The 15,689-nt window shown below is 64.1% G+C and carries 16 protein-coding genes, 1 tRNA gene and 2 pseudogenes; 13 read left to right on the top strand and 6 right to left on the bottom strand.

Annotation, left to right across the window (positions count from 1 at the left end; translation table 11 throughout):
• Window positions 1-78 precede the first annotated feature (78 nt).
• The 3 genes from ACVWZM_RS21320 to ACVWZM_RS21310 are packed head-to-tail and all read right to left on the bottom strand — an operon-like array spanning window position 79 to window position 1,587.
• Window positions 79-453, bottom strand: coding sequence for a hypothetical protein (locus tag ACVWZM_RS21320; RefSeq protein ID WP_057018949.1), 375 nt, complete (start codon window positions 451-453; stop codon window positions 79-81).
• Between the two features lie 50 nt (window positions 454-503).
• Window positions 504-791: a DUF5658 family protein gene (locus tag ACVWZM_RS21315; protein ID WP_225161514.1), complete on the bottom strand. Its 288-nt coding sequence runs from the start codon at window positions 789-791 to the stop codon at window positions 504-506.
• Complete coding sequence (locus ACVWZM_RS21310; RefSeq protein WP_028335924.1) at window positions 778-1,587, bottom strand: sterol desaturase family protein; 810 nt, start codon at window positions 1,585-1,587, stop codon at window positions 778-780. Before ACVWZM_RS21310 ends, ACVWZM_RS21315 begins: the two co-directional genes overlap by 14 nt.
• Before the next feature lie 230 nt (window positions 1,588-1,817).
• Between ACVWZM_RS21310 and ACVWZM_RS21305 the strand changes: the two are divergent.
• Both ACVWZM_RS21305 and ACVWZM_RS21300 read left to right on the top strand, forming a co-directional pair.
• Window positions 1,818-2,138, top strand: a pseudogene (locus ACVWZM_RS21305) (recombinase family protein); the annotation flags it as partial.
• A 255-nt stretch (window positions 2,139-2,393) separates the two neighbouring features.
• On the top strand, window positions 2,394-2,915 hold the full coding sequence (locus ACVWZM_RS21300; protein WP_076834958.1) for a methyltransferase family protein: 522 nt from the start codon (window positions 2,394-2,396) through the stop codon (window positions 2,913-2,915).
• 48 nt (window positions 2,916-2,963) lie between these two features.
• On the opposite strand, the gene ACVWZM_RS21295 is transcribed toward ACVWZM_RS21300, so the two are convergent.
• Together ACVWZM_RS21295 and ACVWZM_RS21290 are read right to left on the bottom strand one after the other, a co-directional pair.
• Window positions 2,964-3,040, bottom strand: a tRNA-Arg gene (locus tag ACVWZM_RS21295).
• A gap of 152 nt (window positions 3,041-3,192) precedes the next feature.
• Window positions 3,193-4,671 carry a sensor histidine kinase gene (locus tag ACVWZM_RS21290; RefSeq protein ID WP_456854588.1) on the bottom strand — a complete coding sequence of 493 codons (1,479 nt, stop codon included), beginning with the start codon at window positions 4,669-4,671 and terminating at the stop codon, window positions 3,193-3,195.
• Window positions 4,672-5,035: 364 nt separating this feature from the next.
• On the opposite strand from ACVWZM_RS21290, the gene rpmH reads away from it, so the two are divergent.
• The 11 genes and pseudogenes from rpmH (at window position 5,036) to dapE (ending at window position 14,798) form a co-directional block, all read left to right on the top strand.
• Window positions 5,036-5,170, top strand: a complete 135-nt coding sequence (gene rpmH, locus ACVWZM_RS21285) for a 50S ribosomal protein L34 (RefSeq protein WP_008542748.1) — start codon at window positions 5,036-5,038, stop codon at window positions 5,168-5,170.
• Window positions 5,171-5,202: 32 nt separating this feature from the next.
• Window positions 5,203-5,613: a ribonuclease P protein component gene (gene rnpA / locus ACVWZM_RS21280; RefSeq protein WP_057018968.1), complete on the top strand. Its 411-nt coding sequence runs from the start codon at window positions 5,203-5,205 to the stop codon at window positions 5,611-5,613.
• Between the two features lie 3 nt (window positions 5,614-5,616).
• Entirely contained in the window at window positions 5,617-7,512 is a 1,896-nt protein-coding gene (yidC, locus tag ACVWZM_RS21275; RefSeq protein ID WP_456854586.1) for a membrane protein insertase YidC, read from the top strand.
• A gap of 173 nt (window positions 7,513-7,685) precedes the next feature.
• Window positions 7,686-8,339: a ribosome biogenesis GTP-binding protein YihA/YsxC gene (yihA, locus tag ACVWZM_RS21270; RefSeq protein ID WP_456782841.1), complete on the top strand. Its 654-nt coding sequence runs from the start codon at window positions 7,686-7,688 to the stop codon at window positions 8,337-8,339.
• On the top strand, window positions 8,336-8,704 hold the full coding sequence (locus tag ACVWZM_RS21265) for a DUF423 domain-containing protein (RefSeq protein ID WP_456782842.1): 369 nt from the start codon (window positions 8,336-8,338) through the stop codon (window positions 8,702-8,704). The genes yihA and ACVWZM_RS21265 overlap by 4 nt, the downstream gene beginning before the upstream one ends.
• A gap of 224 nt (window positions 8,705-8,928) precedes the next feature.
• Window positions 8,929-9,822, top strand: a complete 894-nt coding sequence (argB, locus tag ACVWZM_RS21260) for an acetylglutamate kinase (RefSeq protein ID WP_016848093.1) — start codon at window positions 8,929-8,931, stop codon at window positions 9,820-9,822.
• Window positions 9,823-9,881: 59 nt separating this feature from the next.
• Window positions 9,882-10,868, top strand: coding sequence for a DUF1036 domain-containing protein (locus tag ACVWZM_RS21255; protein WP_456815294.1), 987 nt, complete (start codon window positions 9,882-9,884; stop codon window positions 10,866-10,868).
• A gap of 186 nt (window positions 10,869-11,054) precedes the next feature.
• Window positions 11,055-11,746, top strand: a pseudogene (locus ACVWZM_RS21250) (pyrimidine 5'-nucleotidase).
• 169 nt (window positions 11,747-11,915) lie between these two features.
• Window positions 11,916-12,761, top strand: coding sequence for a 2,3,4,5-tetrahydropyridine-2,6-dicarboxylate N-succinyltransferase (dapD, locus tag ACVWZM_RS21245; protein ID WP_028335932.1), 846 nt, complete (start codon window positions 11,916-11,918; stop codon window positions 12,759-12,761).
• A gap of 241 nt (window positions 12,762-13,002) precedes the next feature.
• Complete coding sequence (locus ACVWZM_RS21240; protein ID WP_229192578.1) at window positions 13,003-13,614, top strand: DUF805 domain-containing protein; 612 nt, start codon at window positions 13,003-13,005, stop codon at window positions 13,612-13,614.
• 17 nt (window positions 13,615-13,631) lie between these two features.
• A complete protein-coding gene (dapE, locus tag ACVWZM_RS21235; protein WP_057018974.1) occupies window positions 13,632-14,798 on the top strand; it encodes a succinyl-diaminopimelate desuccinylase in 1,167 nt (388 codons plus the stop codon).
• A 137-nt stretch (window positions 14,799-14,935) separates the two neighbouring features.
• Here the strand turns inward: dapE and truA are convergent, their stop codons facing one another.
• On the bottom strand, window positions 14,936-15,673 hold the full coding sequence (gene truA / locus ACVWZM_RS21230) for a tRNA pseudouridine(38-40) synthase TruA (RefSeq protein WP_057018975.1): 738 nt from the start codon (window positions 15,671-15,673) through the stop codon (window positions 14,936-14,938).
• Between the last annotated feature and the right edge of the window lie 16 nt (window positions 15,674-15,689).

The following is a 15,689-nucleotide window of genomic DNA, read 5'->3' as shown; positions in this document are numbered from 1 at the left end:
GCCCTGAAGCGCGATGCGATTTTGGTTGAAGCGTCAGGTGCGGTGCGGGAAGCCGCCTGCCGCGATCCTGGTGGCACGCTACTTCGGTCCGACGGTTCCGGTCACCTTCAGTCTCGCCGATCTCACCCAACCCGAGACGTCGTTGCCCGTCCCCGGATTGAGATACATCACCGACGACCAGCCATCCCTGGTTTGCGCATACGCGATCAGTGCGTCATTCGGAATGACGAACACGCCGCGGATCGGACAGTGCAGATTCGGTGCGGAGTAGAATTGCAGCCGTCCCGTGCCCGTCACCACATTGGCCAGCGGCGGCGACAGCATCGGGACGCGGCTGGTGCCGGTCTGCGGCTCCTTGCAGTTCGACGGCGTCTGCGCGTGCACGGTCGCCCCCGGAGCCCCCAGGATCAGGGCACAGCAGACCATGCAGGCGACAACGAACCTGTCCGACATCGCTGATCCTCTTGACGTCGCCGATTGCGGCAACCGGCGAAGGGATTGATTCAGTTCGTGCCCGCGATGATGACGAGATTGTTCAGGACAGGCGTGGAGCAGAACGCGACGACGAGAGCGATGTTGTAAACGTTGTTGCTCCGCCAAAGCAGCCACGTGACCACGAACGTCAAGCCAAGCTTGGGCACCAGCCACCAGACGCCGAACCATGTCTGCGCCAGATGCATGAACGGGTTCAACTCACCCAATCCGAGACTCAGGATCACATTCGTCGACTCAAGGTCGGCGTAACCCAGCAGCAGCGCGAGGAGCACCAAAAGACCCTTAACCCAATTCATTCCGAGACTCCCGATGCCAGTAATGCCGAAGATGCCGGATTGGCCAGATCACACTATTGATGATGTCCACGCGCTCGGCAGGCACGAGGCCCGTTGCAGGATATTCGTCCGGCTTCGGTATCCAGGCCGTGCCGAACAGAATGTCGAGAAACGGAAAGCAGGCAGCGAAATTTTTGTCCCTGTGCTCGGGAAGGACCGAATGATGGATCCGGTGCCATTGCGGATTGTTGATCCATGTCACATACCGACCGAGCGGAATGCGGACGTTGAGATGAGCACACGCATCGGGCATGAAGAAGATAAATCCCACCGCGATCACCATGTCGGGCGGGATGCGGAACAGGATCGCCATGATCGGAAGAAAGGCGTCGGACAACACCCTCTCCAGCCAGAAATGCCGGCCGCCGGTAATGAACGTGACGCCGTTCGCGCTGTGATGGAAGGAGTGCATCGCCCATAGAAAGGGGATCGCATGTTGAAGGCGATGGTACGTGTACTTGTAGAGATCGAATGCAACCACGATGATCGCGAGTGAGACGTACCACCAGTAGCCGTCCGTCGGCAGCTTGATCCAACCGAGACCGGTATAGCTCGCAATCTTGCCCGCGCTGATCGCCGCGATCGGAGCGAGCATGGACGACAACCCGAGGCTCACGATCACCGCGAGCCAATCATCACGAAACTCGGCGTAGGGAACGTCCGCAATCGGCCATCTTTTTTCCAGGATGCGGCTGGTGTAGACGATGCCCAGAAACACGGCCGCATAAAATACGGCGTTTGCGATGTCACTCTGCATGAGGGATGACTCGCCGGTTCAAAAGGACAGACAATAAGAATAAAAACATTGCTGTGCCTATAAGCTAAAAAAGCTTATTTTTTCTCAACGCTCCGGCGGGGGCAAGCAGGGTTTTTACGGGGCGGCCCTCGTCTTCGGCCCGATTCTGGCCCGCGCGGGCGCATTTTTTCCGGGCCGGTCTCCGATCCGGTGCGGCGATAGCCCGCTGAAGCGAACCCCGCGCCCGCCCGCGGGACATTGTGCGCACCGTGAAGGCGCGTGGTGCATCCCTGAGGGGCTATACAGAGCAACCCATCGACACCAGCACAGCAGCGGGCAAGCGCTTCCTGGACATGCTCGGTGTGTTCACCGAGTTCGAGACCAACCTCCGCAAAGAGCGGCTGCTTGAGAGTATCGCGGAGGCCAAGGCACGCGGGGTCTACCAAGACCACAAAGCGTCCATCGACACCGCCAAAGTGAAGGCGCTTAAGGCTGAAGGCATGGGAGCGTCCGCTATCGCGAAGGCGCTCAAGATTGGCCGCGCGTCGGTTTACCGGGCTCTTGAGGACTGAGGAGGGAAGCCAATGACACCCACAGCGCCCTCCAACTGTGACCACGGGCTGTGTGAGTGCAGTGGAACGCAATCGATCCAGAAGTGTCTGGGGTCTACTGAAGACGAGCACGCATCAGCTGCCCGAACCAATGGGAGCTTGCGTGAATGGCGCGCCGTGGCCGATGAAGATGGGCACTACGTGTTCGCCGTGGCGCTATGATGCAACGGTTCAATTTTGCCGACCGCCTTGCGACAGGACGGAAAGGAGGTGCCCATGCCGAAAACGATCGCGGTATTGGGCTCTGCCCTCTTCTTTGCGGTTGCGCCCAGCTCGGTGGCGGGGCTCGTTCCCTGGTGGATTACGCGTTGGGAGTTTCGGCCGCCCTTCTTCGATCTCGACGCGACGCGCGCCGTCGGGATCCTGTTGATCGTCGCCGGTCTACCCGCGCTTGTCGACTCGTTTGCACGCTTTGCGCTGCAAGGATTGGGCACGCCGGCGCCGGTCGCACCGACGCAGAACCTCGTGGTGACGGGTCTCTATCGCTATGTGCGCAATCCTATTTACGTTGCCCTTGTCGCCGTCATTCTGGGCCAAGCGGTCTTGTTCGGCGACCAGCGCCTTCTTGGGTACGGTGTGTTGGTGTGGCTCGCCTTCCACGCGTTTGTCGTGGGGTACGAGGAGCCGGCGCTCGTTCGTATGTTCGGAACGGAGTACGAGGATTTCCGGGCCAATGTCCCGCGCTGGATTCCGCGGCTCACGGCCTGGCGAGCCGCACGACGCCGGAATCATTCGTGACGCGGGCGCCACCGCGGGAAGGGCGTGGTACCGCGCCCTGTCGTAAAATGGCGCGCCCGGAACGATTCGAACGTCCGACCCTCAGATTCGTAGTCTGATGCTCTATCCAGCTGAGCTACGGGCGCATTTTCGCGGGTGGGCTTGAGCCCGCATGGTCCCGGGAGGCCCGGAACGTCGCGAAAGAGCGCTCTAGCTACAGGCTCCGGGTCCGGTTGGCAAGGTCTGGAAACGCCAATTTCGGCCGCAGTTTTGGCCGCCCCGGAATACCGGAACGGCCTCAGGCCCTCGCCCGCTCGCTGCGGACCGACAGCAGTTCCACCGGACGATCCGGGATCGAAATCCGGAAGGTGGCGCCGATCGTGCCCTCGACCAGGTGGATGTGGCCGCCGTGGGCCCGGATCAGCTCGGCGGCAATGGCAAGGCCGAGTCCGCTGCCGCCGGGGCGGCCGGAGGTCTGGAATGCCTCGAACAGATGCTCGCGCGCCTTGGTCGGGACGCCCGGACCGGTGTCGGAGACCTCGATGATCGCAACCGTCCCCTCGCGGCGGCCGGTGATGCGGATCTGCTGCGCGCCGCCGTCACCTGCGGGCCGGGTTTCCAGCGCCTGCGCCGCGTTGCGCACCAGATTGAGCAGCACGCGGAACAGCTGGTCCGGGTCGGCGTCGATGGTCAGGCCGCGCTCGATCGCGCTGATCCAGGTGATCGAGACATCGGTGGCAAGCCCGGCCGACTCCCGCACCTCGGCGACCGCGGGCTCCACCATGATGACGCGGCGATCAGGCGCCGCCTCCTGCGCGCGGCCATAAGACAGTGTCGACTGGCAGAAGGCGATGGCGCGCTCCAGCGAGCGCAACAATTTCGGCGCAAAGCGTTGCACCCGCGGGTCGGGCACGCTGGCGAGCTGGTCCGACAGCAATTGCGAGGACGCCAGCAGATTGCGCAGATCATGGTTGATCTTGGAGACGGCGAGCCCGAGCGCGGCAAGCCGGCTCTTCTGATGCAGCATCGAGACGAGGTCGCGCTGCATGTCCGACAGCTCGCGCTCGGCAACGCCGATCTCGTCGCCGCGCTGGCTCGGCACGATGATTCGCGCCGAACTCTCCGGATTCTCATGGAAGCCGACCAGGCTCGCGGTCAGCCGCCGCATCGGGCGCACGAACAGATAATGCAGCGCCAGATAGACCAGACCGGCGGTCAGGCCGGCGATCAACAATGCAACGACCAAAACGTTGCGCGAGAAGCGGTACATCGCCTGCCGCAGCGGCTTCTCGTCGATCACGACCTCGATGAATTGCGCCTGGCCCGGCGCGGGTCCGACCACGCGGATGGTCTGGTCACCGTGCTCCAGCATGATCTCGAAGGCATCGACGATCGCCGACCATACCGTCATGGTCCGCATGTCGACGTCATGGTCGATCGCCGCCGGCAAATCGGCGCTGGCGAGCAGCCGGCGCTGCTGTCCCAATTTGATGGCGACGGCACGGGCGCCGATGCTGGTCAGGATCTGCCGCGCCAGCGAATCCGGCACTAGGCCGGACGGGGCGGCATCGAGCACCAGCGCCGCGGTATTGGCGGCGGCCAGGCGGTCATTGAGCCGGTTCATCCGGAAGTTGGCGATGGCCGGGACGTAGATCAGGAGCCCGGCGATCATCACCAGGGGAATCGTCAGCAGCAAAAGCTTGCCCGACAGCCCGAGCCGGGGGGACGGCTTGGGCCGCTGCTTCTGCGCGGTCGCCTGATCTTCAGTTAGAGCCACAAGATAAGGCCTTGTTTGGCTTAGGGGTCAGAAGATGCGGCCCGGCCCCCAAGCCGGTCAAATTACGGATCGCTAATGTGGACGGTTCCCCGAACGCCCCAAAGCGTCTCCATACCGTCAAATACCCCGCGAAATCAGATATATTCGCCCCAATTACGACGTTTCGAAGAACCCTTTTTCGACGGCCTGTGACATTGACGAAAACAGGGCGCTCCCTTATAAGCCGCGCCAACTGTCCGCGATGGCCCGGTTCTTGACCCGGGGGCGGCTCTTTGGGGCCGTCAACGGCTCGTTTGGGCCCGCCAGCATCACCGGACTCCATCTCAATACAACGGCAAATTGCCCGGTCAGCGGAGAATTACCCGTGAAGCGGACTTATCAACCCAGCAAACTGGTGCGCAAGCGCCGTCACGGCTTCCGCGCCCGTCTCGCCACGGCCGGCGGCCGCAAGGTCCTCGCTGCGCGCCGCGCGCGTGGCCGCAAGCGCCTGAGCGCCTGAGCCCGGACGTCTCCTCTCCGGAGATACCCATTATGGATCGGCTGAGGCAGCGGGCGGATTTCCTCGCCGTTGCCAATGGCGCACGGGCGAATACCACAGCTTTTGTGCTGCAGGGCCGCCGCCGCGACGATCAGGGCCCGATCCGCGTCGGCTATACCGTCACCAAGAAGAACGGCACCGCGACCGAGCGCAACCGCATCCGCCGCCGGCTTCGCGAAGTGATGAGACAGGTCGACGCCGTATTCATGCGGCCGCACCATGATTATGTGCTAGTGGGCCGTCGTGACGCGCTGACCCGCGACTTTGCGACCATGCTTGACGACCTGCGGTCGGCGCTGCGCCGCCTCGACCGGCCTGCGCCCAACACGGGTAATAACAAGACGGGTACCAACAAGGCGGGTAACAAGAGCGCGCCCAATCCGAATGGAATGACGAGACCCTAAGAGATGTCCGACAACCGCAACACGATCCTTGCCGTCATTCTGTCCGGCCTTGTCCTGATCGCCTGGCAATATTTCTACAATGTGCCGCAGATGGAGAAGCAGCGCGAGGCGCAGCGCCAGGCGGAGTTGCAGAAGCCGGCGCCGCAGGCGACTCCGGGTGCTGCTCCCGGCACCACTCCGGGTACCTCGGCGACTCCCTCTCCGGCTCCCGGCGCGCCTGCTGCTGACGCTCCGGTCGCGAGCCGCGAGACGGTGCTTGCCTCCGGCCCGCGCATCAAGATCGAGACCCCGCGCGTCACCGGCAGCATCGCGCTGAAGGGCGCCCGGATCGACGACCTGGCGCTGGTTCAGTTCCGCGAGACGGTCGATCCCAAATCGCCGGCTGTCGTGCTGCTTTCCCCGTCGGGCACGGCCGAGCCTTATTACGCCGAGTTCCTGTGGCTGACCGCCAACGGCTCATCGGTGAAGACGCCGAACGCCGAAACCGTCTGGCAGCAGGAGGGATCGAACACCCTGTCGCCGAGCACCCCGGTGATTCTGAAATACGAGAACGGCCAGGGCCTGACCTTCCGCCGCACCATCTCGATCGACGATCGCTACCTCTTCAGCATCAAGGACGAGGTCATCAATCAAGGCAGCGCGCCGGTGACGCTGTATCCGTTCGGTCTGATCTCGCGCGGCGGCAAGCCGCCGGTCTCCGGCTACGCGATTCTGCATGAAGGCCCGATCGGCTATCTCGGCGAACACGGCCTGCAGGAATTCAGCTACAAGAACATCGACGAGGCCAAGACCTCAACCGGCGGAAATTCGCGCGGCATCGTGTTCACGAAGGTCACCGACGGCTGGCTCGGCATCACCGACAAATACTGGGCCACGGCACTGCTGCCGGAGACCACCGCAACGCTCGAAAGCGCCCGCTTCACCACCGGCGACAAGCGCTACCAGACCGACTACATGCTCGGCGCGCAGACCATTCCGATCGGCGGCACCGGCGTTGCCAACGGGCGGCTGTTCGCCGGCGCGAAGGAGGCCGCCACGGTCGGCCTCAACTTCCCGCTGGTCGGCTTCGGCGGCTACAACAAGCAGCTCGGCCTCAACCATTTCGATCTCCTGATCGACTGGGGCCATTTCTACTTCATCACCAAGCCGATGTTCCTGGCGCTCGACTGGTTCTATCGCCTGGTCGGCAATTTCGGCATCGCGATCCTCTTGGTGACCGTGATCGTGAAGCTGTTGTTCTTCCCGCTCGCCAACAAGTCCTACGCCTCGATGGCGAAGATGAAGTCGGTGCAGCCGCAGCTGCAGGCGCTGAAGGAACGTTATCCTGATGACCGCGTGAAGCAGCAGCAGGAGATGATGGAGATCTACAAGAAGGAGAAGATCAACCCGATCGCGGGCTGTCTTCCCGTCGCCTTGCAGATCCCGGTGTTCTTCTCGCTCTACAAGGTGCTGTTCATCACCATCGAAATGCGGCACGCGCCGTTCTTCGGCTGGATCAAGGACCTCTCGGCGCCTGATCCGACCAATCTGTTCACGCTGTTCGGCCTCATTCCGTTCGATCCGATCGCGCTGCTCGGACCGCATTTCGGCGCCTATCTGGTGATGGGTATCTGGCCGATCATCATGGGCATCACGATGTGGGTCCAAATGAAGCTCAATCCGGCGCCGCCGGATCCGACCCAGAAGATGATCTTCGACTGGATGCCGCTGATCTTCACCTTCATGCTGGCCGGCTTCCCGGCGGGTCTCGTGATCTACTGGGCCTGGAACAACCTGCTGTCGGTGCTGCAGCAGAGCTACATCATGCGGCGCAACGGCGTGAAGGTGGAGCTGTTCGACAATCTGAAGTCGACGTTTCAAAAAAAAAGCGTGACGACTGAGACAAAGAAGGCGACGTAGCTTCCAGCAACGGCGCTTCGTCACCACGTCATGCCCGGCCTTGTGCCGGGCATCGACATATTGGAGGACGGCCAGAACCGAGGCTCTGGACGTTGACCTGGATGGCCGGGTCGTCCTACGCCAAGGACCCGCCTTGGGCCTTTGTCTGGCCGCGACGAGATGGAATCCTTCGCATGAGCACCGACCCCGATGCGGCGCTAATTGAGCAAGGCCGGAAACTGTTCGCCGGCGACTGGCGCTTCATCTGGGCCTCGCCCTCGATCGAGACGCTGCCGCCGATGGCCGGCCTCGAGGTCGCCTTTGCCGGCCGCTCCAATGTCGGCAAGTCGAGCCTGATCAACGCGCTGACCGGCCGCAGCAACCTGGCTCGCACCTCGCACACGCCCGGGCGCACCCAGGAGCTGATCTTCTTCGAGGGGCCGGAGAAGGCGGGCTTCCGCCTGGTCGACATGCCCGGCTACGGCTACGCCTCGGCGCCCAAGACCAAGGTGGCGTCGTGGACGGCGCTGATCCACAAATTCCTGCTCGGGCGCGCGACACTGGCGCGGGTCTACGTGCTGATCGACGCGCGCCACGGCATCAAGGACGTCGATCTCGACGTGCTGAAGACGCTGGACAAGTCCGCGGTGAGCTATCAGGTCGTGCTGACCAAGGCCGATCAGGTGAAGGCCGGCGAACTCAAGACCGTCATCGCCGACACGTCAGCAACGCTCGCAAAACATCCCGCCGCCTTCCCCGAAGTGCTGGTGACCTCGTCGCGCACCGGCGACGGCATGCCGGAGCTGCGTGCCGCCATGGTGCGCCTGATCGAGGAACGGCGCCGATGAGCGGCGCATCCCGCTTCCTGATCGGCCTTGCCGCCATCATGGGCGCTTGCGGCGTGATGCTGGCGGCGGCCGCAGCCCATCTGCCTGACGCCACGCGGCTGGCGGCGGCATCCTCGATGCTGCTGTTCCATGCACCCGCCGTAGTCGCGACCATCGCGGTCGCGGATCGCGCGATCATCCATGCGAAGCTCGCAGTCGTGGCGGCGGCCGGCTTCGTCATCGCGGCGTCATTGTTCGCGGGCGACCTCGTGCTGCGCCAATATGCCGGCCATGGATTGTTTCCGATGGCTGCGCCGACCGGCGGAACGCTCTTGATCCTGAGCTGGCTGGTACTGGCGGTCGCGGCGGTGTGGCCGAAGCGGTGATGACCGCCATACTTCCTTCTCCCCTTGTGGGAGAAGGTGGCGCGGATGCAATCCGCGCCGGATGAGGGGTCTCTATCCGCGGAGACAGACCCCTCACCCGGCTTCGATGCCGCCGCATCGAAGCCACCCTCTCCCACAAGGGGAGAGGGTCAAGACCGCTTTGCGCCCTGCCCGCCAATCAGATAGAACCGCGCCACCCCTCCGCTGACGACGAGACCAGCCCCATGACCGACCAGCACATCAGCCCGCTCGATCAGGCCCGCATCCTGTCCGAGGCGCTGCCGCACATGCAGGAATATGACGAGGAAACCATCGTCATCAAATATGGCGGCCATGCCATGGGCGCCGAGGACACCGCGAAGGCGTTCGCGCGCGACATCGTGCTGCTCGAGCAGACCGCGATCAATCCGGTGGTCGTGCATGGCGGTGGGCCGCAGATCGCGACCATGCTGAAGCGCCTCGGCATCCAGTCGGAATTCGCCGCGGGCCTGCGCATCACCGACGCCGCGACCATCGAGATCGTCGAGATGGTACTGGCGGGCTCGGTCAACAAGCAGATCGTCGGCTACATCAACGAGGCGGGCGGCAAGGCCGTAGGCCTCTCCGGCAAGGACGGCAACATGGTGAAGGCGTCGAAGACGACGCGCACCATGGTCGATCCGGATTCCAACATCGAGAAGGCCATCGATCTCGGCTTCGTCGGCGATCCCGAAAAGGTCGACCTCACGCTGCTCAATCAGCTGATCGGCTATGAGCTGATCCCGGTGCTGGCGCCGCTCGCGACCTCGCAGGACGGCCAGACCCTGAACATCAACGCCGACACCTTCGCCGGCGCGATCGCGGGCGCGCTGAAGGCCAAGCGCCTGCTGCTGCTGACCGACGTGCCGGGCGTGCTCGACAAGTCCAAGAAGCTGATTCCGGACCTGTCGATCAAGGAAGCCCGCAAGCTGATCGCCGACGGCACGATTTCCGGCGGCATGATCCCGAAGGTCGAGACCTGCATTTACGCGCTCGAACAGGGCGTGCAGGGCGTCGTGATCATCGACGGCAAGACGCAGCACGCGGTGCTGCTCGAGCTCTTCACCAACCAGGGCACCGGCACGCTGATCCACAAGTAATGGCAGACGCGGGACACACGGCGAGGATTCCTCGCCGGTCGCTGCCGGCGCGGCTCGCGATGGCGCTGCCCGCCGCGCTGGTGTCGTTCCTGTTCTCGTCGGCGCCGGCGCATGCCGATCTCAAGCTCTGCAACCGCATGAGCTATGTGATCGAGGCCGCGATCGGCATCGACGACAAGGCCGCGACCGCGACACGCGGCTGGTTCCGCATCGATCCCGCGACCTGCCGGGTCGTGGTGCAGGGCGCGCTCACCGCCGACCGCGTGCTGCTCAATGCGCGGGCGCTCGGCGTCTACGGCGCCTCGCCGATCCCGCAGAACGGCACCGACACGCTCTGCGTGGCGCAGGACAATTTCGTGATCGCCGCCGCGCGACAATGCCGTTCCGGCCAGATGCCCGCGCAATTCACCCAGATCACGCCGACCAAGACCGACGACGGCCATCTGGTCGCCTATCTCGCCGAAGACAGCGAATATGACGACGAGCAGGCGCGCCTCGCCGGCATCCAGCGCCTCTTGGTGATCGCGGGCTACGATGCCGCGCCGATCGACGGCGTCGACGGGCCGAAGACCCAGAGTGCGCTGGCGGCATTCCTCAGGAGTCGCGGGCTCGCCAGCGACATCGTGCAGTCGCCGAATTTCTTCGCCACCATGATCGATGCCGTGCAGAAGCCGTCGCCATCGGGGCTGACCTGGTGCAACGACACGCCGCACAAGGTGATGGCCGCGGTTGCAACCGACGACGGCAAGGTGGTGACCAGCCGCGGCTGGTATCGCATCGACCCCGGCAAGTGCCTGCATCCGGACGTGTCAGGCACGCCGAAGCAGATCTATTCGTTTGCTGAAGCGGTCGACAACGACAACCGGGCCATCCGCATCAGGGACAAGCCGCTGAACTGGGGCGGCGGGGTCCAGCTCTGCACCCGCGAAAGCAAGTTCGAGATCAACGAACAGGGCGACTGCAGCACCCGCGGCCTCGCCGCACTCGGCTTCACCACCGTCGACATGACCAGCGGCGGCAAGACGCTGCGCTTTGCGATGCCGTGATGAAGATAATGAGGCCGCAAACATCGATGTCGTCCTGGCGAAGGCCAGGACCCATTACCACAAGACTGCGTTTGGCGAAGAACGACGAGCACCGTGCCACATTGATAGATTCCGCAGTATGGGTCCTGGCTTTCGCCAGGACGACGGCGGAAGACTGGGCGATCGCGCCGACACGCGGAGAAAGCCATGACTAAAACTCCCCGCAGCTTCAGCCATGTCGAGACCTGGGTGTTCGACCTCGACAACACGCTGTACCCGCATCACGTCAACCTGTGGCAGCAGGTCGATGCGCGGATCGGCGAGTTCGTCAGCAACTGGCTGAAGATCTCTGCCGAGGAAGCACGGCGGCTGCAGAAGGACTACTACCTGCGCTACGGCACCACGATGCGCGGTATGATGACCGAGCACGGCGTGCAGGCCGACGACTATCTCGCCTATGTGCACAAGATCGACCACTCGCCGCTGCAGCCGAATCCGGCGATGGGAGCCGCGATCGCAAAACTGCCGGGGCGCAAGCTGATCCTGACCAACGGCTCGGTCGACCATGTCGATGCGGTGCTGGGCCGGCTCGGCATCGGCAACCATTTCGACGGCGTGTTCGACATCATCGCCGCCGATCTCGAGCCGAAGCCGGCACCGCAGACCTACCAGAAGTTCCTCAGGCTCCACGACGTCGATCCGGCGAGGGCTGCGATGTTCGAGGACCTCGCGCGCAACCTCGTGGTGCCGCATGAGCTCGGCATGACCACCGTGCTGGTCGTGCCCGACGGCAGCCAGGAGGTGGGCGCGAGACCTGGGAGCTCGAAGGCCGCGACGCCGACCATGTCGACCATGTCACGGACGATCTCACCGGCTTCCTGCAGCAGCTGAAGCCGTAGCCTCTCAACAGGTGTCGTCCCGGCGAAGGCCGGGACGACGGAGACGACGGAGACGACGGAAGAGAGACCACTCGGCGACGGAGGAGTTTGCCTTGACTCCGCGGCCCCAAATTCCGAAAAAGCCCCGCAAAATCCCGTCATAATCCCCGATACGCCAAGGATTGTCCCGATGTCGCTGTCCGCCCTCGAAACCACCGTCAACACCGCGTTCGACGCCCGCGAAGGCATTTCGACCTCGACCAAGGGCGAGGTCCGCGAGGCGGTCGACCACGCGCTGGAGCTGCTCGACAAGGGCGAGGCCCGTGTCGCCGAGCGCGAGACGAGCGGCAAGTGGAAGGTCAATCAGTGGCTGAAGAAGGCCGTGCTGCTGTCGTTCCGCCTCAACGACATGGGTCAGATCGCGGGTGGCCCGGGCAAGGCATCGTGGTGGGACAAGGTGCCGTCGAAGTTCGAGGGCTGGGGCGAGAACCGTTTCCGCGACGCCGGCTTCCGCGCCGTGCCGGGCGCGATTGTGCGCCGCTCGGCCTTCATCGCCCGCAACGTCGTGCTGATGCCCTCCTTCGTCAATCTCGGCGCCTATGTCGATGAAGCCACCATGATCGACACCTGGTCGACGGTCGGCTCCTGCGCCCAGATCGGCAAGCGCGTGCACATCTCCGGCGGCGTCGGCATCGGCGGTGTGCTCGAGCCGCTGCAGGCCGAGCCCGTGATCGTCGAGGACGACTGCTTCATCGGCGCGCGCTCGGAGGTCGCCGAGGGCGTGATCGTGCGCAAGGGCGCGGTGCTGTCGATGGGCGTGTTCCTCGGCGCCTCGACCAAGATCGTCGACCGCGAGACCGGCGAAATCTTCGTCGGCGAGGTCCCGGAATATGCCGTCGTGGTGCCCGGCACCCTGCCGGCCAAGCCGCTGAAGAACGGCCAGCCGGGACCTGCCACCGCCTGCGCCGTGATCGTCAAGCGCGTCGACGAGCGCACCCGCGCCAAGACCAGCATCAACGAGCTGCTGCGGGATTGATCGCTTTTCCGCCGCGAGATCAGTCCATCACCGTCACCCTGAGGAGCCTGCGAAGCAGGCGTCTCGAAGGGTCGACGGCCACCAGCGGGGCCGTGCATCCTTCGAGGCTCGCCCAGCGGCGCAATTGCGCCGCAAGGCTCGCACCTCAGGACGACGGGTCTGGACTGATCGAACCAATTTCGATCCGACGCCGACATATCTCCGGGCTGCGAAGAATTGCCGCAGCCCGGAGCTTATTTTCATGGACTGGGCCAACTACCTGTTCGGCTTCAAGGGCCGCGTCAACCGGGCCAAATTCTGGCTCGCAGGGCTGATCATCGTCTGCTGGATGATGTTCCTAGCTTTACTCGCGGTCTCGGCCGGCCTCGGCGGCAAGAACGGGTTCAGCTTCAATGTCGACGACATCTTCCGGGCCTTCGACCCCGACAGCTACAAATCGCTGAGCTGGGCCGGATTGCCGGCATTGCTGGTCAAGGCCTGCGGAACGTTCTTGTTCGTTTGGGTCTATGTCGCTGTCTCGATCAAGCGACTGCACGACCGCGACAAGAGCGGCTGGTGGATGGTCCCGTTCTTCGCGATCCCGGGTCTCATGAGCCAGTTCTCGGACCGGCTCCCCGATGAATCCTATTGGGTGACGGCCGCGGGCCTGATCGTCTTCGTGCTTTATGTCTGGGGCTTCGTCGAGCTCGCCTTTCTGCGCGGCACCAGCTACCCCAATCGCTACGGCCCCAATCCGCTTGGGAAAACCCATGTGCGGCAAGGCCGCGACAGCGGGTCGCGCTCCGCGCGCGGCTGGGATCAGCAGAGCGAGCTCGATATCGTGCCGCACAAAGCTGGTCCACCCGCCGTGTGACGTGTTAAGCGAGGCGCATGAGTGATGCCGTCTCGATTACCCGCGATCTCGTTCGCTGCCCCTCCGTCACCCCGGCCGACGCCGGCGCGCTTGGCGTGCTCGAAAACCTGCTGAAAGCCGCAGGCTTCGAAGTCCACCGCGTGACCTTCTCCGAGCCCGGCACCGCCGATATCGACAACCTCTATGCGCGCATCGGCACCTCGGCGCCGCATATCACCTTCGCCGGCCACACCGACGTCGTGCCGCCTGGCGATGAAGCCGCGTGGACGCTCGGCGCGTTCTCCGGCGAGGTGAAGGACGGTTATCTCTATGGCCGCGGCGCCGTCGACATGAAGGGCGGTATCGCCTGCAGCGTCGCCGCGGTGCTGCAATATCTGCAGGACCACGGCGGCAAGCCACAAGAGAATGGCAACGGCTCGATCTCCTTCCTGATCACCGGCGATGAGGAAGACGTCTCGATCAACGGCACCGTCAAGCTGTTGAAATGGTGCGCCGAGCGTGGCGAGACATTCGATCATTGCGTGCTCGGCGAGCCCTCGAATGTCGAGGTGCTGGGCGACATGATCAAGATCGGCCGGCGCGGCTCGCAGTCCGGCACGCTTGTCGTCGAGGGCGTGCAGGGCCACGTCGCCTATCCGCACCGCGCCTCCAATCCGGTGCCTGATATCTCGCGGCTGATCGTGGCGCTGAGCGACGAGCCGCTCGATCACGGCAGCGCGCAGTTCCAGGCCAGCAACCTCGAATTCACCACCGTCGATGTCGGCAACACCGCGACCAACGTGATCCCCGGCCAGGCACGGGCGAAGTTCAACATCCGCTACAACGACAACCACACCCAGGAGAGCCTGCGGCAGATCGTCGATGAGCGGCTGGCGAAAGCCTGCGGCAATCGGATCCGCGCCCATATCGATTGGCAACCCTCGAACTCGAACGTGTTCGTCACCCAGCCCGGCCCGTTCACCGACCTCGCGGTCGCCGCGATCGAGGAGGTCACCGGCCGCAGGCCGGAGCTATCGACCTCCGGCGGCACCTCGGATGCGCGCTTCATCTCGAGCTATTGCCCGGTGATCGAATTCGGCCTGGTCGGTCAGACCATGCACCAGGTCGACGAGCGCACGCCGGTGGCTGATCTGGAGAAGCTGACGAAGATCTATCGCGGCGTGCTGGAGCGATATTTCGGGTAGGCCAGCCGCCCGGCTGGACAAAAACATCGAAAACAACCCCATGCACAGTAGGGGTTGGGGCTACCAGTCATCCACCTGCACCAGATACAGCGTGGTATTTCGGGTAGGCTCACACCCTACAAGATCATTCACACCGCCTAGTAATCCACCCGCATCAGGTAGAGCCCGTCCGGCGGCGCCACGGGGCCGCAGGCGGCGCGGTTGCGGGCGGCGAGCGCACCGGCAAGATCGTCGGCGCTCCAGCGACCCTCGCCGACCCAGACCAGCGAGCCCACCATCGAGCGCACCTGGCTGTGCAGGAACGAGCGCGCCGACGTCACGATGTTGATGGCGGCGCCATCACGGGTGACGTCGAGCTGATCGAGCGTCTTCTCCGGCGATTTGGCCTGGCACTCGGTGTCGCGGAAGGTGGTGAAATCGTGCTTGCCGAGCAGGCGCTGCGCGGCGGCGTGCATCGCGTCAGCATCGAGCGCGCGCGGCACGCGCCAGACGCGGCCGATGTCGAGCGCGAGGTTCGCGCGCGTGTTGGTGATGCGATAGAGATAGTGCCGCCTGGTCGCGGAGAACCGCGCCTCGAAATCGTCGGGCACGATGTCAGCCGCGAGCACGCCGATCGGATTGGGCCGCAGATGCGCATTCAGCCCGTCGCGAAAGCGGCCGGGCGGAAAATGCTTGGCGATGTCGCAATGCGCGACCTGGCCGCGCGCATGCACTCCGGCATCGGTACGCCCTGCGCCGTGGACGCGCACGTCCTCGCCGCAGATCGCCTTGACCGCCGCCTCCAGCGCGCCCTGCACGGTCGGCGCGGTGTCCTGGATCTGCCAGCCGGAGAACGGCGTGCCGTCATATTCGATGGTGAGCTTGTAGCGGGGCATCATTCAATCTGGTTTG

This window comes from Bradyrhizobium sp. USDA 4501 (assembly GCF_054062115.1).
The sequence above is the reverse complement of the archived record's forward strand: the minus strand, read 5'-3'. Positions and strand labels throughout refer to the sequence as shown.